At 68.2% G+C, this 19,582-nt stretch carries 21 protein-coding genes and 1 pseudogene; 11 read left to right on the top strand and 11 right to left on the bottom strand.

Features of this window, described 5'->3' with window-relative positions:
• The 7 genes from ACP2AH_RS07360 to ACP2AH_RS07330 all read right to left on the bottom strand — a co-directional run bounded on the left by ACP2AH_RS07360 (position 1) and on the right by ACP2AH_RS07330 (position 6,087).
• Positions 1–741: an acetoacetate decarboxylase gene (locus ACP2AH_RS07360; RefSeq protein ID WP_425105199.1), complete on the bottom strand. Its 741-nt coding sequence runs from the start codon at positions 739–741 to the stop codon at positions 1–3.
• Between the two features lie 123 nt (positions 742–864).
• The gene (locus ACP2AH_RS07355; protein ID WP_425105198.1) at positions 865–1,860 is read right to left on the bottom strand and encodes a WD40 repeat domain-containing protein; all 996 of its coding nucleotides are present in this window, start codon (positions 1,858–1,860) and stop codon (positions 865–867) included.
• A gap of 145 nt (positions 1,861–2,005) precedes the next feature.
• Positions 2,006–2,980, bottom strand: coding sequence for a CobW family GTP-binding protein (locus ACP2AH_RS07350; RefSeq protein ID WP_425105197.1), 975 nt, complete (start codon positions 2,978–2,980; stop codon positions 2,006–2,008).
• A 133-nt stretch (positions 2,981–3,113) separates the two neighbouring features.
• Entirely contained in the window at positions 3,114–4,091 is a 978-nt protein-coding gene (locus tag ACP2AH_RS07345; protein ID WP_425105196.1) for a metal ABC transporter substrate-binding protein, read from the bottom strand.
• 12 nt (positions 4,092–4,103) lie between these two features.
• Positions 4,104–4,973, bottom strand: a complete 870-nt coding sequence (locus ACP2AH_RS07340) for a metal ABC transporter permease (RefSeq protein ID WP_421699851.1) — start codon at positions 4,971–4,973, stop codon at positions 4,104–4,106.
• Positions 4,970–5,746 (bottom strand): zinc ABC transporter ATP-binding protein AztA, encoded by a 777-nt coding sequence (aztA, locus tag ACP2AH_RS07335; RefSeq protein WP_425105195.1) that lies wholly within the window; start codon positions 5,744–5,746, stop codon positions 4,970–4,972. The genes ACP2AH_RS07340 and aztA overlap by 4 nt, the downstream gene beginning before the upstream one ends.
• Positions 5,746–6,087, bottom strand: a complete 342-nt coding sequence (locus tag ACP2AH_RS07330; protein ID WP_425105194.1) for a hypothetical protein — start codon at positions 6,085–6,087, stop codon at positions 5,746–5,748. Before ACP2AH_RS07330 ends, aztA begins: the two co-directional genes overlap by 1 nt.
• 237 nt (positions 6,088–6,324) lie before the next feature.
• Here ACP2AH_RS07330 and ppa point away from each other — a divergent pair, with 237 nt between their 5' ends.
• The gene (gene ppa, locus ACP2AH_RS07325; protein ID WP_425105193.1) at positions 6,325–6,849 is read left to right on the top strand and encodes an inorganic diphosphatase; all 525 of its coding nucleotides are present in this window, start codon (positions 6,325–6,327) and stop codon (positions 6,847–6,849) included.
• A 61-nt stretch (positions 6,850–6,910) separates the two neighbouring features.
• Here ppa and ACP2AH_RS07320 read toward each other — a convergent pair whose 3' ends face one another.
• The 3 genes from ACP2AH_RS07320 to ACP2AH_RS07310 are packed head-to-tail and all read right to left on the bottom strand — an operon-like array spanning position 6,911 to position 9,216.
• The gene (locus ACP2AH_RS07320) at positions 6,911–7,972 is read right to left on the bottom strand and encodes an Ldh family oxidoreductase (protein ID WP_425105192.1); all 1,062 of its coding nucleotides are present in this window, start codon (positions 7,970–7,972) and stop codon (positions 6,911–6,913) included.
• Positions 7,972–8,790, bottom strand: coding sequence for a creatininase family protein (locus ACP2AH_RS07315; protein ID WP_425105191.1), 819 nt, complete (start codon positions 8,788–8,790; stop codon positions 7,972–7,974). The genes ACP2AH_RS07320 and ACP2AH_RS07315 overlap by 1 nt, the downstream gene beginning before the upstream one ends.
• A gap of 36 nt (positions 8,791–8,826) precedes the next feature.
• The gene (locus ACP2AH_RS07310; RefSeq protein ID WP_425105190.1) at positions 8,827–9,216 is read right to left on the bottom strand and encodes a RidA family protein; all 390 of its coding nucleotides are present in this window, start codon (positions 9,214–9,216) and stop codon (positions 8,827–8,829) included.
• A 153-nt stretch (positions 9,217–9,369) separates the two neighbouring features.
• Between ACP2AH_RS07310 and ACP2AH_RS07305 the strand changes: the two genes are divergently transcribed.
• From ACP2AH_RS07305 to ACP2AH_RS07260, 10 genes are all read left to right on the top strand, one after another.
• Complete coding sequence (locus ACP2AH_RS07305; RefSeq protein ID WP_425105189.1) at positions 9,370–10,395, top strand: ABC transporter substrate-binding protein; 1,026 nt, start codon at positions 9,370–9,372, stop codon at positions 10,393–10,395.
• A 37-nt stretch (positions 10,396–10,432) separates the two neighbouring features.
• Positions 10,433–11,248, top strand: coding sequence for an ABC transporter ATP-binding protein (locus tag ACP2AH_RS07300; RefSeq protein ID WP_425105188.1), 816 nt, complete (start codon positions 10,433–10,435; stop codon positions 11,246–11,248).
• An 11-nt stretch (positions 11,249–11,259) separates the two neighbouring features.
• Positions 11,260–12,042 carry an ABC transporter permease gene (locus ACP2AH_RS07295; RefSeq protein WP_425105187.1) on the top strand — a complete coding sequence of 261 codons (783 nt, stop codon included), beginning with the start codon at positions 11,260–11,262 and terminating at the stop codon, positions 12,040–12,042.
• Positions 12,039–13,355, top strand: a complete 1,317-nt coding sequence (locus ACP2AH_RS07290) for a cytosine deaminase (RefSeq protein ID WP_425105186.1) — start codon at positions 12,039–12,041, stop codon at positions 13,353–13,355. The genes ACP2AH_RS07295 and ACP2AH_RS07290 overlap by 4 nt, the downstream gene beginning before the upstream one ends.
• Positions 13,345–14,766 (top strand): FAD-binding oxidoreductase, encoded by a 1,422-nt coding sequence (locus ACP2AH_RS07285; protein WP_425105185.1) that lies wholly within the window; start codon positions 13,345–13,347, stop codon positions 14,764–14,766. The genes ACP2AH_RS07290 and ACP2AH_RS07285 overlap by 11 nt, the downstream gene beginning before the upstream one ends.
• Complete coding sequence (locus tag ACP2AH_RS07280) at positions 14,766–15,353, top strand: NAD(P)H-dependent oxidoreductase (protein ID WP_425105184.1); 588 nt, start codon at positions 14,766–14,768, stop codon at positions 15,351–15,353. Before ACP2AH_RS07285 ends, ACP2AH_RS07280 begins: the two co-directional genes overlap by 1 nt.
• Positions 15,354–15,472: 119 nt before the next feature.
• Positions 15,473–15,967, top strand: a complete 495-nt coding sequence (locus tag ACP2AH_RS07275) for a MarR family winged helix-turn-helix transcriptional regulator (RefSeq protein ID WP_425105183.1) — start codon at positions 15,473–15,475, stop codon at positions 15,965–15,967.
• Between the two features lie 88 nt (positions 15,968–16,055).
• Positions 16,056–17,039, top strand: coding sequence for a 2-hydroxyacid dehydrogenase (locus ACP2AH_RS07270; protein ID WP_425105182.1), 984 nt, complete (start codon positions 16,056–16,058; stop codon positions 17,037–17,039).
• An 11-nt stretch (positions 17,040–17,050) separates the two neighbouring features.
• Positions 17,051–17,794: an AprI/Inh family metalloprotease inhibitor gene (locus ACP2AH_RS07265; RefSeq protein ID WP_425105181.1), complete on the top strand. Its 744-nt coding sequence runs from the start codon at positions 17,051–17,053 to the stop codon at positions 17,792–17,794.
• 74 nt (positions 17,795–17,868) lie between these two features.
• Complete coding sequence (locus ACP2AH_RS07260; protein ID WP_425105180.1) at positions 17,869–19,344, top strand: flavin monoamine oxidase family protein; 1,476 nt, start codon at positions 17,869–17,871, stop codon at positions 19,342–19,344.
• Positions 19,345–19,352: 8 nt separating this feature from the next.
• Here ACP2AH_RS07260 and ACP2AH_RS07255 read toward each other — a convergent pair.
• A pseudogene (locus tag ACP2AH_RS07255) lies at positions 19,353–19,520 on the bottom strand (JAB domain-containing protein); the annotation flags it as partial.
• Between the last annotated feature and the right edge of the window lie 62 nt (positions 19,521–19,582).

The raw sequence follows: 19,582 nt of genomic DNA, 5'->3' as shown, positions 1-19,582 counted from the left end.
TCAGTCCTTCAGATAGTCGAACGCCACCTTGCCGAGGCCGAGAGTGAGGTCGGTGCGGAAATGCGCCGCCGAGATCACTTCCAGCACCGGCAGCTTGGCGACATCCGCCAGCGCATGCGGAAACAGCCCGAGCGCCGCCGGGCCGGTCCACGCCTCATAGACCGTGATGTCCTCGAGATAATACTCGACCAGCTCGCACACCCGCGTCGTGCCGTCGACATGCGGGATGATCTTCAGCACCCAGTTCGGCCCGAGAAGCGAGGCGTGCAGCGCCGCCTTGTCCAGCGCCTGATATTTATAGCCCATGGTGGCGGAGGCGACGAGAACGCTGCCATAATTGAGCGTGCCGACCAGCGTGTCGCTCTCCACTTTCAGGCTCGGCCGGGCCAGCTTCTTGGGAAAGCCCCACAATTCGCGCCCGCCGGCGATCGGCGCCTCGTCGTCGAGATACATGGAGTGGACATAGCCGCCCTTGACGCCGTTCAGCTCGACCGGGATCACCTGCCCGGTCTCGGTGTAGTCGCCGAAGCCGGTCGAATCCGGCATGCGGATGAACTCATATTTGACGATCGGCTCGACCACTTTCAGCGGCTCGGGCACCACCTTTTCCAGCGCCGCCGGATCGGTGCGGTAGGTAATGACGAAGAACTCGCGGTTGAAGAACCGGTACGGCCCCTTGGGAAAGGCCGGGTTGGTGAGCGGCATGGAATAGGCGGTGCGGCGAACGTCGTCGATCTTCATGCGGGGCAACTCCTGCGATGGCCGAGCCTAGCCGATTTACCGCCCGTAGGGCGAGGATGGTTGAGGCGGTCCTCGGCCCCAACGAAGGCTGGCTAACCCACGCAGATCACAGCATCGAGAAGCTCAGAAGACGATGAGGCCGGCCGCGCCGCTTTCCGTACCGATGCCGAGCGCGCCGCCATCCCCGCGCCAGGCCAGCGCGGTCACCGGGGCGCCATCGGGGGCGCGCAGCAGGATTTCCGCGCCGTCGGAAATGCGCACCATCAGCACCAGCCCGTCCTCATAGCCGCAGGCGATCACCTCGTCGCGGGGATGGGCGGCGACGGTCGAGACGCGCACATCGCGCGGGGCGAGCATGGAAGGCTGCTTGCCCATCGGCCCTTCCTTGCTGGCGAAAGGCCAGAGGATCGCCTCGCTGGAACCGGAGGTCGCGAGGAACTTGCCGCCAGCGGTGAACGCCATCGAGGTGACGCGCGAGGGATAGCCCGACATGCGCATATGCCCGCCATCGGCAAGCCGCCAGCCATGCAGCGCCGCTTCCTGCATGGTCGTCACCACGAAACGCATGTCCGGGCTCCACAGCACGCCGCGATGCGAGCCCTTCCATTCCAGGAATTCGGGCTTGGCCTGGGCGTTAGGGAACCAGAGCGAGACGCCGCCATAATGCGCGACGGCCAGCCGCGTGCCCTTGGGCGCGAAGGCGAGGCCGCCGACGGTGGAAGGGAAATCATGCGACTTGCGCTCGCCCTTCACGGGAAGGAAATGCGCGGTCTTGCCGGCCGAGAAAGCAACGGCCCCGTCGGCGCCGGCCGCCACCTGGTCGATCCAGCGCCCCTTCTGCTCGAACAGCGGCTGCATCGTGCCGTCGGCGGTGGTCGCCACCACCCGCCCGTCGTCCCCGCCGGTGAGGAGGCGCCTGTCGTCGCCGGCGACCGAGAGCACCGCGCCCTTATGCGCCTGTACCCGCGTCTCCTCCTCGTCCACCAGCACGATCTCGCCCTCGCCCAGCACGAAACCGGCGGTGGTGCCGAGAAAGCGCAGGCCGACCACCGCGCCGCCGAGAGCGAGCGGGCGCAGCTTGGAGGTGAGCGAGGAGGGCGTGGAGGACTGGGAGGTCATGGGCTCGACGGCTTCTTGGCGGGGAATGTCGGGTTAGCCCAATTCGCGGCCGGCGTCACGACGGAACTCCCCCGCCCGCATCATCCCGGAACGGCCGTCAGGCCGTATCCGGGATCGTTGGCAGGGTGGAGAGGGATCGCGGGCTCTACGCCACGCAGCCGAGAAAACCCTTTTCCAGCGCCGCGGCATCGAGCTGCCGACCGATGAAGACGATGCGGCTCACCTTCGCCTCGTCCGCGCGCCAGGGGCGCTGGTGGTCGCCGTCGAGGATCATGTGCACGCCCTGGAACACGAAGCGATCGGCATCGTCCTTGAAGGAGAGAATGCCCTTGGAGCGCAGGATGTTGATGCCCTCGCGCTGGGTCAGCTCCTGGATCCACGGAAAGAACTTGTCCGGGTCCAGCGGCTTGTCGGTGGCGAAGGAATAGGACCGCATGTCCTCGTCGTGGAAGTGCCGATGACCGCCTTCCAGAAAATCCGGATCGATGGCCTGGATGCGGTCGAGGTCGAACGCCCCCTGCCCCAGCACCTTGTCGATGGCGATCTCGGAACGCTGCGTGTGGTGGACGCGGGCGAAGGGGTTGATGGCGCGGATGCGCATCTCCACGTCCTTCAGCTCGGTCTCCGTCACCAGGTCGGTCTTGTTGAGCAGGATCACGTCGGCGAAGGCGATCTGGCTCTTGGCCTCGGGCGCGTCCTTCAGCCGGTCCTTCAGCCATTTGGCGTCGGCCACCGTCACCACCGCGTCGAGCGTGGTTTTCGCGCCCACCGTCTCGTCGACGAAGAAGGTCTGGGCGACGGGCGCCGGGTCAGCGAGGCCGGTGGTCTCGATGATGATGCCGTCGAAGTCGTTCTTGCGGCGCAGCAGGCCGTCGATGATGCGGATCAGGTCGCCGCGCACGGTGCAGCAGATGCACCCGTTGTTCATCTCGAACACTTCCTCATCGGCGCCGACCACGAGGTCGTTGTCGATGCCGATCTCGCCGAACTCGTTGACGACGACGGCGAATTTCTTGCCGTGCGGCTCGGAGAGGATGCGGTTGAGCAGCGTGGTCTTGCCGGCGCCGAGATAGCCGGTGAGCACGGTGACGGGAATTTTGGACGAAGCCGCTTCGGGCATGGTGAACTCCAGTGGTCGTCTCAAATGCGTCATCCCGGACGCCGCATTGCGGCGAACCGGGATCGCGTGTCCATTCAGATGTCCCGCCGCTCCCGGCCTGGCCAGCGGCCGGCCGGGATGCGGGGTCCCCGCGTCAGCTCGACAGGGCCGAGGAGAGCTGGGTGATGTTGTTTTTCATCATGTCGATGTAGGTGCTCGCCGGGCCCTTGTCATCGGAGAGGGCATCGGAAAACAGCTCGCCGCCGATCTTGGCCTGGGTCTCCTTGGCGATGCGCTTGACGAGGCGCGGATCGGAGATGTTCTCCATGAACACGGCCGGAATGTTCTCGGCCTTGATCTGGCGGATGATGCGGGCAACGTCCTTGGCGGACGCCTCCGACTCGGTGGAGACGCCCTGCGGCGCGATGAACTCGATGCCGTAGGCGGCGCCGAAATAGCCGAACGCATCATGCGAGGTGATGATGCGGCGCCGGCTTTCCGGGATCGCCGCCATCGCCGCCTTCACCTGCGCGTCCAGCGCCTCCAGCTTGGCGGTATAGGCGCTCGCATTCGCCTCATACGCCGCCTTGCCGGCGGGATCGGCGGCGATCAGCGCGTCGCGGATATTGGCAACATAGATCTCCGCATTGGCCACCGACTGCCAGGCGTGCGGGTCGATGCCGCCATGGTCGTGGTCATGCTCGCCCTTCTTGGCGTGGTCATGATCCTTGTGGCCCTGCGCGGCGTGGTCGTCCTCATCCTCATCCGCCATTTCGCGCGGGGTGATGCCCTTGGTGGCGACGACGATCTCCGCCTTGGTGCCGGACGCCTTCACCAGCCGGTCGATCCAGCCTTCGAAGCCGAGGCCGTTGACGAAGACGATCTGCGCCGCCGCGACCTTCTTGGCGTCGGCCGGTGCCGGCTGGAACACATGGGCGTCGCCATTGGGGCCGACGAGGGTGGTGACGGCGACACGGTCGCCGCCCACTTCCTTCACCAGATCGCCAAGGATGGAAAAGGAGGCGACGACGGGAATCTTCGGTGCAGCGTCCTGCGCGGCAGCGGGGAGCGCGAGCGGAAGGGAAAGGCCGAGCGCGAGCGCGCCGGCAACAGCAAGGCGGCGGGTGAGCATGGGGGGGCTCCTTCAGGCTTCGAGATGGCGTTGCGGCAGGAAGCGGGGCAGAAGCCCGCCCACCGGCCCGAACAGCACCGACAGCGCATAGGCACCACCGGCGACGAGGATGATGGCGGGCCCGGAGGGCACGCCGGAATGATAGGAAACCAGCAACCCCAGCACGCCGGAGCCGCACGCGATCAACACCGAGACGCCGACCAGCGCGGTGAGTTCGCGGGTCCAGAACCGGCCGGCGGCGGCCGGCAGCATCATCAGCCCGACCGCGAGCAGCGTGCCCAGCGCATGGAAGCCGCCGACGAGGTTCATCACCACCAGCGCCAGGAAGATGAGATGGGTCGGCGCCCCCGCCCGGCTCACCGAGCGCAGGAAGCCGGGATCGACGCTCTCCAGCACCAGCGGCCGCCAGGCCAGAGCCAGCGCCACCAGTGTGAAGCTGGAAATCGAGACGATGAGCAGCAGCGTCGCGTCGTCCAACGCCAGCACCGTGCCGAACAGCACATGAAGCAGATCGACATTCGAGCCGCGCAGCGACACCAGAAGCACGCCGAGCGCCAGCGAGATGAGGTAGAAGGCGGCCAGCGCCGCGTCCTCCTTCATCTGCGTCGCCCGCGCCACCGCGCCGGCGCCCAGCGCCACCGCGAAGCCCGCCACCAGCCCGCCCACGGTCATCGCAAACAGGTTCAGCCCGGCAGCGAGGAAACCAACTGCCGCGCCGGGCAGGATGGCATGGGCCATGGCGTCACCGGCCAGACTCATGCGGCGCAGCATCATCAGCACGCCGATGGGGCCAGCGCCGATGCCGAGCGCGAGCACGCCGACCAGCGCGCGGCGCATGAAATCGAATTCGGCAAAGGGAGCGATGAGCAGATCGTAGATCACGCCGCCCTCCCCGCCGCAGTCGCCTTGAGGGATGGGGCGCAGGCCGGCGCGTCCTCGTCCCACGCCTCGCACATGCGGCGGGCCTCGGCGAGGTTGGCGGATGTGAGCACCTCGCTGGTGGCGCCCCAGGCGACCGCCTCGCGGGCGAGCAGCAGCGTGCGGGGGAAATGCCCGCGCACCAGTTCGAAATCGTGCAGCACGGCGATGACGGTACGGCCTTCGCCGTTCCAGCGCTTCACCAGCGCGGTGAGGTCGGTGATGGTGCCGGCATCGAGCGCGGTGAAGGGCTCGTCGAGCAGCAGCAGCCGCGCATCCTGCAGCAGCAGGCGGGCGAACAGCGCGCGCTGCATCTGCCCACCCGACAGCGTGCCGATGGGGCGCGCCTCGAAGCCTTCCAGCCCGACGGCGGCCAGCGCCTCCTCGATCCGCACCCGGTCGGCGCGGCTGATGCCGCCGAACAGGCCGGCGCGCCGCCACAGACCCATGGAGACAAGGTCGTAGACATCGATGGGGAAGGAGCGGTCGACCTCCGCCGCCTGCGGCAGATAGGCGATGTCGCGCGCGGGAATATGGCCCTCGATGAGCCCGGTGAGCGGCGACAGCACGCCGGCAATGCCCTTGAGCAGGGTGGATTTGCCCGCGCCGTTCGGCCCGCAAATGGCAAGCAGATCACCCTGCGCCACCTCGCCGTCGAGATGGTGCACCGCCGGGTGGCGGTCATAGCCGAGGGTGAGATTGCGGAAGGCAAGGACGCTTTTCGCGACGTTTCCCATCACGCCCCCACCCCGATCACCGCCAGCGCCATGGCCCACAGCACGGCCGCCAGCGGCAGCGCGATGGCGAGGCGCTGCAGGGCGGACAGCCGCAGCAGCGAGAAGCCCGGCCGGGCCGGCGGATGCCGCTCGCCCGCCGCATGGGAATGATGGCGGTGCAGATGCGCGCCGCCCTCCGGCGCATCGGAAGGGGCATGCGCATGGCCGTGATCGTGAGCATGATCATGCGCGTGGCCCGGAGAATGAGCGTGCCCGTGCCCGCCGACACCGGCCTTTCCACGTCCCTCCGGAGGGGCGGATGTGTGGGCGTGGTCGTGCAGGCGGATGGGGGCGACGGACATGCTCAAACTCCAGACTTGGAATTGATACTGTATATCGGCATCGCCCGTCCAGCAGAAAGATACACTGTATCAACTCGTTGACGTTGCGTCAGCGCCGGCAGCGTCGCTCGGCGGCGGTGACCGTCGAATTGATGGGACGACACGTCTCGACGGCGCGCCCGCAGCGACCTATGAGAAGGCGCCTTTCTGCCTGCCGGCCTTGCCGGCCCGTCGACCTGGAGCCGTTGGAGCCCATTCATGGATATTTCGCGCATTTCGGTCGGGCCCAACCCGCCTGACGAAGTCCACGCCATCATCGAAATCCCCGCCGGCGGCGCGCCGGTGAAGTACGAGATCGACAAGGAATCGGGCGCGCTGTTCGTCGACCGCTTCCTGCACACGCCGATGTTCTATCCCGGCAATTACGGCTTCGTGCCGAACACGCTCGGCGATGACGGCGACCCGATCGACGTGATCGTGCTCTCGCCCATCCCGCTGCTGGCCGGCTGCGTCATCGCCTGCCGCCCGGTCGGCGTGCTGATGATGACCGACGAGAAGGGCGGCGACGAGAAGATCCTCGCCGTGCCGGCGGACTCGGTCTATCCGTACCACTCCAAGATCAAGACCTATGCCGACCTGCCGGAGCTGATCATCGAGCAGATCGGCCACTTCTTCACCCATTACAAGGATCTGGAGAAGGGCAAGAAGGTCACGGTCGCCGGCTGGGAAGGTCCCGAGCGCGCCCGCGAGCTGATCCTCAAGGCGATCGCCGCCTATAAGTGAGCGACGCGCCTCCGGCGTTGGAAAAATACGAAAGGCCCGGCCCGTCCGGGCCTTTCGGCTGTCAGGCCCCCGCCGCTTCCGAACCGTCGACGAACCCCATCTGCGCCAGCGCCCGCTGCACGCCGACGGTGAGCGTCACGCCCTCGCGGGCCGCGCGTTCACGGTTCACCAGCCGGCGTGTGCCCGGCAGCCGCGCGCCCGGCTCGCTCTCGATGGCGAGCGCGAGGCGTTCGAGATGGTCGAGATAGGCATCGCCCGCCAGCAGGCCGGGATTGATGGCGATCACCACATGGCCGACCGAGGCCGGCGGCCCCTCGCCGGTGAAGAAAGTCGGCGCGTCGAAGGAGAAGGTGGAAGCGGTCAGCGCCGCCGCCATCACCTCGACGACAAAGGCGAGCGCCGTGCCCTTGGCCTCGCCCATCGGCACCATGGTGCCGGCAAGCCCCGCCTTGGCGTTCGTTGTCGGATTGCCTTCGCGGTCGAAGGCCCAGCCCGGGGGAATGGCGTCCTCGCCGCGCTGCACGGCGGCAAGCAGATTGCCGCGCGCCACCTTGGCGACGGAGAGGTCCACCACCGCCGGCGCCCTTCCCTTCAGCGGCGTGGCGAAGGCGATGGGGTTGGTGCCGAACACCGGCCGCTTTCCGCCCCAGGGGGCGATGGAGGCGGAGGCGTTGGAGAAGGCGAGGCCGACCAGGCCTTCATTCGCCAGCGTCTCCACCGGCTGGCCGGCGACGCCGAAATGGCTGGAACGCCGCACCGCCATCAGCGCCACCCCGCTCGCCCGCGCCATCGCCGCCAGTTCGGGCAGGGCATGGGCAAGGGCGGGATAGGCAAAGCCGTTGCCGGCATCCACCGCGAGCACCGCCGGGGCGACGGGCCGCATGCGCGGCACCGCATGGCCGTCGATCTTGCCGGCAGCCACCATGGCGCTGTAGCTCGGCAGCCGGGTCAAGCCGTGGGTGGCGAGCCCGTCCGCCTCCGCGCGCACCAGCGCGTCGGCGGTCACCTCGGCATTGCCAGAGGAGGTGCCGAAGCGTTCCAGCACCCGTGCCGCATAGGCGCGGGCAGCGTCAAGCGAGAGAGGGCGGGAATGGAACGCCGCCCGCGCGACCGAGCCTTCCATCAGCGGGCCACCCCGCCGCGCGGCCCCGCCGGCAGCCGCGACAGATCGAAACGATGGACATCGCCGAGCAGTTCGACAAAGGCGCGCGCACCGAAAAGCGCGCAGACCTCGCCCTTCTCAAGGCTCGCCTCGGTGGCATCGCCCATCGCGCCGGTGGGTTGGATATCCTGCGCCATCCAGCCGAAGCCGGCCGGCGAGCCCGCGCGCAGAAAGGCGAATTCCTGCTCCATGGCGAGCGTGACCGGGGGAAAGTCGCGCACCTCGTCCACGCGCACCGTGTCGGGCCGGAAGGCCAGCATCAGCGAGGTCTCCACCCCGCCGGCATGGATGCCGTGCTGGCGTTCCTGCGCGGTGAACAGGCCCTCGGGATAGCCGAAGCGATGCCAGGAGACCATGACCGCGAGCATGCCAAGCCGGGCGCGCAACTCGCGCGCCACGATGTCGAGGATAGGCACATTGCCGCCATGGGAATTGACGATCACCAGCTTGCGCACACCGGCGCGGTGGACGCTCTCGCCGATCTCCGTCCAGGCGCGGATCACCGTCTCGGCCGAAAGCGTCAGGGTGCCGGGAAAATCGAGATGCTCGTTCGACTTGCCGATGGCTTGCATGGGCAGGAACAGGGCGGGAATATCCTCCGGCAGCAGCCGCGCCACTTCCTTGAGATAGCCCTCGCCGATGAAGGCGTCGACGCCCACCGGCAGATGCGGCCCGTGCTGTTCCACCGCCGCCACCGGCAGCACGGCGATCCAGTTCTCCGTGTCGCCCTGGGCGAAATCGGTCCAGCTGAGTTCGGTCCAGAAGCGTTTGGGGGGCATGGCACGGCTCCGGTCGTTGCTGGCGGCGTTCTAGGCTCAATCCCGCCGGGCCGCCAGCGCCTCGATTTCCACCTTGAATTCCGGCCGGGCGAAGCCGGAGACGATCATCAGCGTCGAAGCCGGCGGCGGGGAAGCGATGAAGCGGTCGCGCGCCGCCATGTAGCCGGCGAGATAAGCCCGGTCGGTGACATAGGCGTTGAGCCGCACAATATCGGCGCGCCCCATGCCAGCCTCACTGAGGCAGGCCTCAATGGCGGCGAAGCACAGCGCGGCCTGTTCTTCCACGCCCTCGGGAATGGCATCGTCCGGAGTGATGCCGAGCTGGCCGGAGACCAGCAGCAGCCGGGCGCCGGCGGGGATTTCCACCGCGTGGCTGTAGCGGGCGAAGGGGGCGCGGATGGCGGGCGGCACGAGATGGCGAAGCATGGGGGGTTCTCCGTTCCGCCGGGCCGAAGGCGGACAATGCTGCGCATGCACAGTTCTCTCGCGACAGCATATGTGCATGGCGATTAAGCTCGCCTATCATGAGGGCATGGGTTCCGTCACGCACCGCCCTTCTTAGCCCGGATGGAGATTTCGATGCGCCCGCGTCTGCCGCGCTTGCGTTCCCTCTTCCCTCTCGCCGCGCTGGGTGCGCTGGCCCTCGCCACTCTGCTCACGGCCGCCCCGGCGCGGGCGGCGGACAAGGTGACCTTCGGCACCAACTGGGTGGCCCAGGCCGAGCATGGCGGCTTCTACCAGGCGGTGGCCGACGGCACCTATGCGAAATACGGGCTCGACGTCACCATCATGCCGGGCGGCCCGCAGGCCAATAACCGGCTGCTGCTGCCGGTGGGCAAGATCGATTTCTATATGGGCGCCAACATGCTGCAAGCGATCTCCTCGGTGGTGGAGAACATCCCCACAGAGGTCGTCGCCGCGATGTTCCAGAAGGATCCGCAGGTCCTTATCGCCCATCCCGACGTGACGCAGTTCGAGCAGCTGAAGACCCGGACGCTGTTCATCTCCAAGGAGGGGCTGGCGAGCTACTACCAGTGGCTGATCGCCGATTACGGCTTCAGCGAGAGCCAGGTGAAGCCCTACACCTTCAACGCCGCGCCGTTCCTCGTCGACAAGAACAGCGCCATGCAGGGCTACATCACCTCCGAGCCCTATGCGGTGGAACAGCAGGGCGGATTCAAGCCGAGCCTGTTCCTGCTCGCCGATTACGGCTTCGAGACCTATGCCACCACTATTGAGACCCGCACCGAGCTGGTGAAGCAGAATCCCGACCTCGTGCAGCGCTTCGTCGATGCCTCGATCATCGGCTGGTACAATTATCTCTATGGCGACAATGCTAAGGCCAATGCCCTGATCAAGCAGGACAATCCGGAGATGACCGACGCCATGATCGCCTTCTCCATCGCCAAGATGAAGGAATATGGCATCGTCGATTCCGGCGACACGACCACGCTCGGCATCGGCGCCATGAGCGATGCGCGGATGAAGGCGTTCTACGACAAGATGGTGAAGGCCAAGGTGCTGGCCCCGGGCATCGATTACGGCAAGTCCTACACGCTGCAATTCGTCAACAAGGGCGTCGGCAAGGAGCTGGCGCCGAAATGAGGCGGGGTTTTCCCTTCACGCGCCGCGTGGGCCGGGCATGAACGCCCATCCGTCGGACATCGCGCCAAGCCCGGCCGGCGAAGGCGCGCCGCTGCTGCGCCTGTCCGGCGTCGGCAAGCGCTTCGGCAACGGCGTCACCGCGCTGGAGGGGCTCGATATGGAGGTCCGCGCGGGCGAGTTCGTCTCGTTGCTCGGCCCCTCCGGCTGCGGCAAGTCGACCGCGCTGCGCCTCATCGCCGGCCTCGCCGAGCCGAGCGAGGGCCGGCTCGACTGGGACGCGGATGAGAAGGCCCGGCGCGCGCAGGACCGCCACGCCATCGGCTTTGTGTTTCAGGAACCGACCCTGATGCCCTGGGCCAGCGTGTTCGGCAATGTGCATCTGCCGCTGAAACTCGCCGGGGTTGGCCGGCGCGAGGCCGAGCCCGCCATCATGGAAGCGCTGGAACTGGTCGGCCTCGCCGCCTTCCGCGACGCCTATCCGCGCGAGCTTTCCGGCGGCATGAAAATGCGCGTCTCCATCGCCCGCGCGCTCGTCACCAAGCCGCGCCTGCTGTTGATGGACGAGCCCTTCGCCGCGCTGGACGAAATCACCCGCTTCAAGCTCAATAATGATCTGCTGGACGTGTGGCGGCGCCTGCGCTGCACCATCGTCTTCGTCACCCATTCGGTGTTCGAATCGGTCTATCTCTCCTCGCGCATATTGGTCTTCCGGGCGCGGCCCGGCCGCGTGGCGGCGGAGCTTTCCATCGCCCCCGACCAGCCGCGCGACGAGGCCTTCCGCACCTCGCCGGAATATGCGGCGCTGTGCCGCGAAACCTCCCTCGCCCTCGCCCGGGCGATGGACGCGCGCTAGCGGAGGCGGGCATGGCCACCTCGCCGCTGCGCTGGCTTCTCCCCCTCGGCGTGCTGGCGGCGCTTATCCTCGGCTGGGAAGCGGTGGTGAAGCTCAACAACCTGCCGCCCTATGTGCTGCCGGCCCCGGATGCGGTGCTGGCGACGCTGGTCAAGGACCGCTCGGTGCTGTTCGCCTCCATGCTGGTGACGCTGCAAACCACGCTGGCCGCGCTGGCGCTGGCCGTGGTCGGCGGCGTCGCGCTGGCGCTGCTGTTCGCCAGCGCCCGCATCGTCGAGTTCTCGCTGTTCCCCATCGCTGTCATTCTGCAGGTGACACCCGTCATCGCCGTGGCGCCGCTGATGCTGATCTACCTCTCCACCGACAGCGCGGTGCTGCTCTGCGCCTGGATCGTCGCCTTCTTCCCGGTTCTGTCCAACACCACGCTGGGGCTGAACTCGGTCGACCCGAACCTGCGCGACCTGTTCCGCCTCTCCGGCGCCTCGCGCTGGCAGACCCTGGCGCAGCTCAAACTGCCCACCGCCCTGCCCTATTTCCTCGGCGGGCTGCGCATTGCCGGCGGGCTGGCGCTGATCGGCGCGGTGGTCGGCGAAATCGCCGCCGGCTCGGCCGGGCAAGGCTCGGGCCTCGCCTTCCGCATCGTCGAATCCGCCTATCGGCTGAACATTCCGCGCCTGTTCGCCGCGCTGCTGCTCATCTCGCTCACCGGCATCCTCATCTATGCGGCGCTGAGCCTGCTGTCCTGGCTGGTGCTGCGGCGCTGGCACGAAAGCGAACTGGGTGGCCGGACGTGACGCTCGATCTGAAGGCCCCGCCCGCCGCCTTCGTGCTCGGTCACGCGCGCGTGCCCGCCTGTCTCGTCCCGGCTTTTGCCGGGCCGGTGGATGCGGAAGGGCTGGTGGGGCTCGACATCGCGGTGGAGGGCGCGCGCCTCGCCCGTCTCGCCCCGGCCGGCGCGCTGGTTGAGGCCGGCCCCCGGCTCGACCTCTCGGGCGGGCTGGTGCTGCCCGGCCTTGTCGACATCCACACCCATCTCGACAAGGGCTTCATCTGGAAGCGGGCGCCGAACCCCGACGGCAGTTTCGACGGCGCGGTGAACGCGGTGAATGCGGACCGCACGGCGCGCTGGACCGAGGAGGACATAAGCCGGCGCTTCGATTTCGGCCTGCGCTGCGCCTATGCCCATGGCACGGTGGCGATCCGCACCCATCTCGATTCCGACGGCCCGCGCGCCGCCGGCGCGTGGCGGGTTTTCGCCCAGATGCGCGAGGCCTGGCGCGGGCGGGTCGAGTTGCAGGCCGTCGGCCTCATCGCCATCGACCGCGTGCTTGACGACGACGCCTTCGCGCCGTTGCTGGATATGGTGCGCGCCCATGGCGGCCGTCTCGGCGCCTATACCTATCTCACCCCAAATCTCGAAGCCGGCCTTGCCCGGCTGTTCGACGCGGCCGAGCGCTTCGGCCTCGGGCTCGACCTGCATGTGGACGAGCGCGACCGCGAGGGGCGCGGGCTCGATCTGCTGGCGCGCATGGCGCTGGAGCGCCGCTTCGAGGGGCCGATCCTCGCCGGCCATTGCTGCGCGTTGGCGGTGAAGGGCGAGGACGAGATCGACCGCACGCTCGACCGCGTCGCACAGGCCGGCATCGCCGTCGTCTCGCTGCCCATGTGCAATCTCTATTTGCAGGACCGCAAGCTTGGGCGCACCCCGCGCTGGCGCGGCGTCACCCTGCTGCAGGAAATGAGGGCGCGCGGCATTCCTGTCATGGTGGCGAGCGACAATGCGCGCGACCCCTTCTACGCCTATGGCGACCTCGATCTCGTCGAGGTTTACCGGGAGGCCGCCCGCATCGCCCATCTCGACCATCCCCATGGCGACGGGCCGGCGCTCATCTCCCGCGCGCCGGCGGCGCATATGGGCGTGGCGGCCGGGACGCTGGCCGAGGGAGCGCCCGCCGATCTCTCGCTCTTTCCCGCGCGCAGCCTCAATGAATGGCTCGCCCGCCCGCTGGCGGGGCGCACCGTGCTCCGCGCGGGACGCGCGATTGCGACCACGCCGCCCGACTATGCCGAGCTGGACGATCTGATGGAGCGCCCGCGTGACCTATGACATCGCCGCCCTCAAGGCCCGGCTGGCGGGCATCCGGCTTGAGGACAATCCGGCCGTGCTGCGGCAGAAGAGCCGCGATTTCTACTGGTACTCGCCGACGCTGAAGCGCCAGCTCGACGGCGTTGTCGGCGACATCCTCGCCGCTCCGACCAGCGAGGAGGAGGTGCTGCGCGTCCTCGCCGCCTGCTTCGAACTCGGCATACCCGTCACCCCGCGCGGCACGGGCACCGGCAATTACGGCCAGGCCATGCCGCTGGCGGGCGGGCTGGTGCTCGATCTCTCCGGCCTCGACAAGGTGCTCGACATCGCCCCCGGTCGGGTGCGGGCGCAGGCCGGCGCCCTGCTGGCGGACATCGACGCCGCCTGCGCGGGGAGCGGGCAGGAACTGCGGCTGCACCCCTCCACCTACCGCACCGCCTCGGTGGGCGGCTTCATCGCCGGCGGTTCGGGCGGGGTCGGCTCCATCAGCTGGGGCGGGCTGCGCGACCTCGGCAACATCCTCTCGCTGCGCCTCGCCACCATGGAGGCGAGCCCGCGCCTCCTGACCCTGACCGGCGAGGAGGTGCAGAAGGTCGCCCATGCCTATGGCACCAACGGCATCATTCTCGACATCGAGATGCCGCTCGCTCCCGCCTATGACTGGACCGAAGCGATTGTCGGCTTTTCCGACTTCAACGAGGCCGCCGCCTATGCCAATGCGTTGGGCGAACAGGACGCGCTGCTGAAGAAGCTCGTTTCCGTCATCGCCGCGCCCATCCCGCAGATCAGTTTTTTGCGCCACCGCCCCTTCCTGCCGGACGGCCGGCACATCGTGCTGGTGATGCTGGCGCCGATGGGCCGGGCGGCGTTCGAGAGCTTCACCGCCCGCTGGGGCGGGGAAATGCTGTTCCGCTCCGATCTGCTGTCGCCAGAGGAGCGGAAGGGCCTGCCACCGCTCTATGAACTCGCCTGGAACCACACGACGCTGCGCGCACTGCGGGTCGATCCCGCCATCACCTATCTGCAGACGCTCTATCCCTTCCCGGAGCAGCTGAGGCTGGTGGCGAAGGTGCATGAACTGCTGGGCGAGGAAGTGCCGGCGCATCTCGAATTCGTGCGCTTCGACGGCAAGGTCACCTGCTTCGGCCTGCCGCTGGTGCGCTTTACCTCCGAAGAGCGGCTGGAGGAAATCGTCGCCCTGCATGAGAAGTTGGGCATCCCGGTGTTCAACCCGCACCGCTATACGCTGGAGGAAGGCGGCATGAAGCAGACCGACCCGGCGCAGCTCGCCTTCAAGCGCCAGGCGGACCCGAAAGGCCTGCTGAACCCCGGCAAGATGATCGCCTGGGAGAATCCCGACTTCGACTTTGCCACCGGCCGCACCTATCTGTTCCCCGGGCTGGAAGGCCGAGGCACCGGGGAGGCCAGCTGATGCGCGCGCTTGTCGTCTATTGCCACCCGGTGGCGGAGAGCTTCACCGCCGGCGTCCGCGACGCGGTGATCCGGGGCCTGAAGGCAGCCGGCCATGAGGTGGACCTTCTCGACCTCTATGGGGAGGGCGTCGATCCCGTGATGGGCCGCGACGAGCGGCTCGCCTACCATGAACCCGGCCTCAACACCGTGCGCATTGCCGGTCATCTCGAACGGGTGAAGCAGGCGGACGCCCTCATATTCGTCGCGCCCACCTGGTGGTACGGCCCGCCCGCCATGCTCAAGGGCTGGCTGGAACGGGTACTGGTGCCGCACGAAACCTTCGGCATGCCCAAACCCTTTCGCTCGCTGGAACGCCGGCTCACCAATATCCGCGTGCTGGCGGCGGTGAGTTCGCTCGGCTCGCCCTGGTATTGGTGGCTGTGGATCGGCCAGCCCGGCCGGCGCATCCTGCTCGACGGCATTGGCGGCATCATCCACCCGCGCGCGCGCAAGCTATGGCTGGCGTTGCACAGCATGGATTCCGCCAGTGCCGAGCGCCGCGCCGCCTTCCTCGCCAAGGTCGAGGCCCGTTTCGCCCGGCTCTGACGCCGCGCGCCCTCTTTGCCGGGCAATCTTTCGCTGGCATCGGTGTTTGTGTCACGGCAATGCGTTATTTTCGCATTAGATAATGGTACCGTGGCGTGCATTGGATGGCAGGAACGCCCATGAAAGACGGCTTCGACAAGAAGATTGGCCAGCGGCTTCATCACGTTGCGCGGCTTCAGCGCGCCCTGGCGGCACGGCGTCTTCAGGATATCGGGCTGTTTCCCGGCCAGGAAACGGTGCTCAAGCTGCTCTGCGAAAGCGACGGCCGCACCATGAGCGAACTTGCCGCCGCGCTGAAGGTGCGCCCGCCGACCGCGTCGAAGACGGTCGGCCGCCTCTCCGCGCAGGGGCTGCTGGTGCGCCGCGCCTCCGAGGGCGATGCCCGGCTGGTGCGGGTGCATCTCACCGAGGAAGGCCGCCACCGCGCCGAGGCGATCGACGCCATTTCCGACTCCATCGAAGACACGATGATCGCCGGCCTCGACGGCAAGGACCGCAAGCGTTTCCGCAAGATGCTGCGCAAGATCGACCGCAACCTCTCCACCCAGCTCGGCGCCACGACGAGCGAGGCGGAGGAGGACGCCGAGGACGCGGCCGAGGAAGAGACCGCCTGAACGCCAAAGGCGCCTTCCGCCGAATCGGGCTTGAAACCGGCCCGGCTTTGGTGAGGAATGTCGGCCCCTTTCCGCGCAGGAGTGCCCCATGTCCGGCCGCCCCGACCTTCTCCAGACCGGCCCGATGATGGGCATGATCGAGGCGCAGCTGAACGAGCACTTCACCGTTCACCGGCTCGACGCGCCGGACGCCGAGGCAACGCTGGCGGACGTCGGCCCGCGCATCCGCGCGGTGGCCACCGGGGTCGGCTCCACCGGCGGCGGTGCCCGCCGGGTGACCGACGCGCTGATGGCCCGTTTGCCGGCGCTGGAAATCGTCGCCAATTTCGGCGTCGGCTATGATTCCGTGGATGCCGAGGCCGCCGGCCGGCGCGGCGTGGTGGTCACCAACACCCCCGGCGTGCTCGATGACGAGGTGGCCGACCTCACCATCGGCCTGCTGCTCGCCACCATCCGCCAGATTCCCCAGGCCGAGCGTCATCTGCGCGAGGGCAAGTGGCCCGCCGGCGGCTTCCCGCTCACCGCCACCCTGCGCGACCGCACGCTCGGCATTGTCGGGATGGGCCGCATCGGCCGCGCCATCGCCCGCCGGCTGGAAGGCTTCGGCCGGCCTATCGCCTATCACAGCCGCCGCCCGGTCGCGGATGTGCCCTACACCCATTATCCCGAGCTCGTCGCGCTGGCGCGGGATGTCGACGCGCTCATCGTCATCGTGCCGGGCGGGCCCGAAACCGACCGCATGATCAACGCCGAGGTGCTGGCGGCGCTCGGCCCGAAGGGCGTGCTGATCAATGTCGCGCGCGGCTCGGTGGTCGACGAGCCGGCGCTGGTGACGGCGCTAAAGGACGGCACGATCGCCGCCGCCGGGCTCGACGTGTTCGCCCATGAGCCGCATGTGCCGGAGGCGCTGATCGGCATGGACAATGTCGTGCTGCTGCCGCATGTCGCCTCGGCCACCCATGTCACGCGCAACGCCATGGGCCAGCTTGTGGTCGACAATCTCCTTGCCTGGGCGGCCGGCAAGCCGGTGCTGACCCCGGTGCCGGAAACGCCCGTGAAGCCGGCCGGCTGAGGGAGACGCGCATGCCGGCGCCCCACCGCCCCGCCCGCCGCCATCCGCGTGTCGCCGCCGCGCTCGCCGCCGGCGTGCTCGCGCTTGTTCACGCGTCACCGGCGCGCGCGCAGGAGAGCGACATTCCCGCGCCGGCCACGCTCGCGGCCGAGTATCGGCTGACCAATGCCGATGGCGACCGGGTCTGTCTTCTCACCCTGTCCGACAAACCGCAGGGCCGGGCTCGCAGCCCGGCGCGCTTCGAGGTCGCCCTCGACCGGCAGGCCTGCGCCGGCACCATTCTGTTCAGCGTCGATATCGCTTCCTGGTCGCCCGGCCCCGGCAACGCCATCCGGCTGCAGGGGCCGGACGGCGCGCTGGTGGCGGAGTTCACCGAAGGCGTCGGCGGCACCTGGGAGGCGCTGCGCGAGGGCGATGGGGTGTATTTCCTCGTCAATCCGCGCCTTGCCGACCCCGCCCTCCACGCCGCCGATCTCGTCGGCATGTGGGATATGGCCGAGCAGGCGGGCAAGCCGCTGTGCCGGCTCGAACTCACCAATGCCGAGGCCGGCGGCGGCACCTACCGCGCCCGGCTCGCCGCTGGCTGTCCCGCGCGGCTGGCGGCGCTGGCGCCAGACCGCTGGCGGCTTGACGGCGGCAGCCTGGTGCTGCTCACCGCGCGCGGCGAGGGCCTGCGCTTCGCCGCGCAGGAAGATGGCGGCTGGGAGAAGGTGCCGCCCGACGAGGGAACGCCGCTGCTGCTCAGCCGGCCCTGAGCCGCGCCGGTCGATGCGAGACTTTTGAACTATCTCCTGCTACATGCCGTAAAGGCCAGGCGGAGCTCCAAGCGATGACGACCGACACGTCCCCCCGTGGCTTCTCGCGCCGCGCACTGCTGGCCGGCACCGCCGCGACGCTGGGAGCCCTCGCCGCCCCGCCGCTGGCGGCCCCGGCACGGGCGCAGGCGCGAACCGACCGCCCCATCGAGGTTCTGGTGCTCGGCGCCGGCATGTCCGGCCTCACCGCCGCGCTCGCGCTGCAACGGCGCGGCCACAAGGTGACGGTGATCGAGCGGCAGGGACGCATCGGCGGCCGGCTGCTGTCGCTGCCGCTGGGCGACGGCATGTTCACCGAGGCCGGCGGCGGCCATTTCCGTTCCGACATGCCGCTGGTGCTGAACTATGTGCGCCATTTCAACCTGCCGCTGCTCAGCCTGAATGACGGGCTGCCGGTCTACATGGTCGACGGCAAGACCGCGAAATCCGCCGACATCACCAACTGGCCGTGGGACCTGACGTCGGAAGAACGCAACGTCACCGTCTCCGCCAATCTCAACCGCTATCTGTTCCGCGCCGGGCTCGACACCAACACCGTGCTGAGCCCCGACTGGCCGGACGAGGACCTGCTGGACCGGCTGGACGACATCACGCTGGAAGACCTGTTGCGGCCGGTGGGCGCCTCGCCCGCCTTCCTCAAGCTGCTCGCCGCCAATGCCGGGCTGTTTACGCCCTACGCGCAGACGCTCAGCATCATTCCCGATCTCGCCTATCATTTCGGCGACCAGAACGTGTTCCGCATCCAGGGCGGCAATAACCGCCTGCCGATGGCGATGGCCAACGCGCTCGGCCGTAGCAATATCGTGCTCGACGCGCAGGTAGTCCGCATCGACCAGACCGGCCCGCGCATTCGCGTCGGCACCAAGGACGGCAAGGAATTCACCGGCGACGCCATCGTCTCCACCATTCCCTTCAGCGTGATGGATGAGGTCGAGGTCACGCCCGCCTGGTCCGCCGGCAAGGCACGCATGTTCGCCGAGATGGAGTGGGACAAGACGGTCAAGGTCATCGTCAAGACCCGGGAGCCGACCTGGCTCGCCCATAATGTGCGCGGCTGGCCGATGGCCGGCGGCGACCGGCCGTGGGAGCGCTTCATCGACATCACCGGCAATGAGCCCGGCGGCCATGGCAGCGGCTTCTTCTACCTCAATGGCGAGAATGCCGACCGCGTGCTCGCCGCCCCGCGCGAGGTGCGGGCGCAGCAGGTGGTGGACATCTTCCAGCAGGACCTGCCGGGCCTGCTCGGCGATGTCGTCAGCGTCAGCGATTTCGCCTGGAGCGAACAGCCCTGGATTCGCGGCTCCTTCGGCTCGACGCCGGTCGGCGGCGGCTGGATGGTGAAGGAATGGACCGCCCCGGAAGGGCGCATCCATTTCGCCGGCGATTTCACCACGCTGAAGACCGGCTGGGTCGAAGGCGCCATCGAATCCGGCCTGCGCGCCGCGCGGCAGATCGACCCGGAGGCCCGCCCGCTCTCCGGCGCGCGCTGATTTGAACCTCAGATCAGCCGCAGCCCGCGCAGGGAGGCGTGGCCGTCCTTGCCGACAATGATGTGGTCATGCACCTCGATGCCGAGCGGCTTGGCCACATCGATGATGGTCTTGGTCATCTGGATGTCGGCATTGGACGGCGTGGGATCGCCGCTCGGGTGGTTATGTATCATGACATTAAATCAGCTAATAAATTGAAATACAATACGTTTATCCGAGTATTTGTCCTACTGGGATA

Origin of the sequence: Ancylobacter sp., from assembly GCF_965249975.1 — a bacterium.
GTDB lineage: Bacteria > Pseudomonadota > Alphaproteobacteria > Rhizobiales > Xanthobacteraceae > Ancylobacter.
Note: the sequence above shows the minus strand (reverse complement) of the source record. Positions and strands in the feature narration are given on the sequence as shown.

Excerpts from the sequence above, each read along its gene's own strand:
- ACP2AH_RS07360 (WP_425105199.1), bottom strand. The coding sequence starts at position 741 with ATGAAGATCGACGACGTTCGCCGCACCGCCTATTCCATGCCGCTCACC.
- ACP2AH_RS07355 (WP_425105198.1), bottom strand. The coding sequence starts at position 1,860 with ATGACCTCCCAGTCCTCCACGCCCTCCTCGCTCACCTCCAAGCTGCGC.
- ACP2AH_RS07350 (WP_425105197.1), bottom strand. The coding sequence starts at position 2,980 with ATGCCCGAAGCGGCTTCGTCCAAAATTCCCGTCACCGTGCTCACCGGC.
- ACP2AH_RS07345 (WP_425105196.1), bottom strand. The coding sequence starts at position 4,091 with ATGCTCACCCGCCGCCTTGCTGTTGCCGGCGCGCTCGCGCTCGGCCTT.
- aztA (WP_425105195.1), bottom strand. The coding sequence starts at position 5,746 with ATGGGAAACGTCGCGAAAAGCGTCCTTGCCTTCCGCAATCTCACCCTC.
- ACP2AH_RS07330 (WP_425105194.1), bottom strand. The coding sequence starts at position 6,087 with ATGTCCGTCGCCCCCATCCGCCTGCACGACCACGCCCACACATCCGCC.
- ppa (WP_425105193.1), top strand. The coding sequence starts at position 6,325 with ATGGATATTTCGCGCATTTCGGTCGGGCCCAACCCGCCTGACGAAGTC.
- ACP2AH_RS07320 (WP_425105192.1), bottom strand. The coding sequence starts at position 7,972 with ATGGAAGGCTCGGTCGCGCGGGCGGCGTTCCATTCCCGCCCTCTCTCG.
- ACP2AH_RS07315 (WP_425105191.1), bottom strand. The coding sequence starts at position 8,790 with ATGCCCCCCAAACGCTTCTGGACCGAACTCAGCTGGACCGATTTCGCC.
- ACP2AH_RS07310 (WP_425105190.1), bottom strand. The coding sequence starts at position 9,216 with ATGCTTCGCCATCTCGTGCCGCCCGCCATCCGCGCCCCCTTCGCCCGC.
- ACP2AH_RS07305 (WP_425105189.1), top strand. The coding sequence starts at position 9,370 with ATGCGCCCGCGTCTGCCGCGCTTGCGTTCCCTCTTCCCTCTCGCCGCG.
- ACP2AH_RS07300 (WP_425105188.1), top strand. The coding sequence starts at position 10,433 with ATGAACGCCCATCCGTCGGACATCGCGCCAAGCCCGGCCGGCGAAGGC.
- ACP2AH_RS07295 (WP_425105187.1), top strand. The coding sequence starts at position 11,260 with ATGGCCACCTCGCCGCTGCGCTGGCTTCTCCCCCTCGGCGTGCTGGCG.
- ACP2AH_RS07280 (WP_425105184.1), top strand. The coding sequence starts at position 14,766 with ATGCGCGCGCTTGTCGTCTATTGCCACCCGGTGGCGGAGAGCTTCACC.
- ACP2AH_RS07275 (WP_425105183.1), top strand. The coding sequence starts at position 15,473 with ATGAAAGACGGCTTCGACAAGAAGATTGGCCAGCGGCTTCATCACGTT.
- ACP2AH_RS07270 (WP_425105182.1), top strand. The coding sequence starts at position 16,056 with ATGTCCGGCCGCCCCGACCTTCTCCAGACCGGCCCGATGATGGGCATG.
- ACP2AH_RS07265 (WP_425105181.1), top strand. The coding sequence starts at position 17,051 with ATGCCGGCGCCCCACCGCCCCGCCCGCCGCCATCCGCGTGTCGCCGCC.
- ACP2AH_RS07260 (WP_425105180.1), top strand. The coding sequence starts at position 17,869 with ATGACGACCGACACGTCCCCCCGTGGCTTCTCGCGCCGCGCACTGCTG.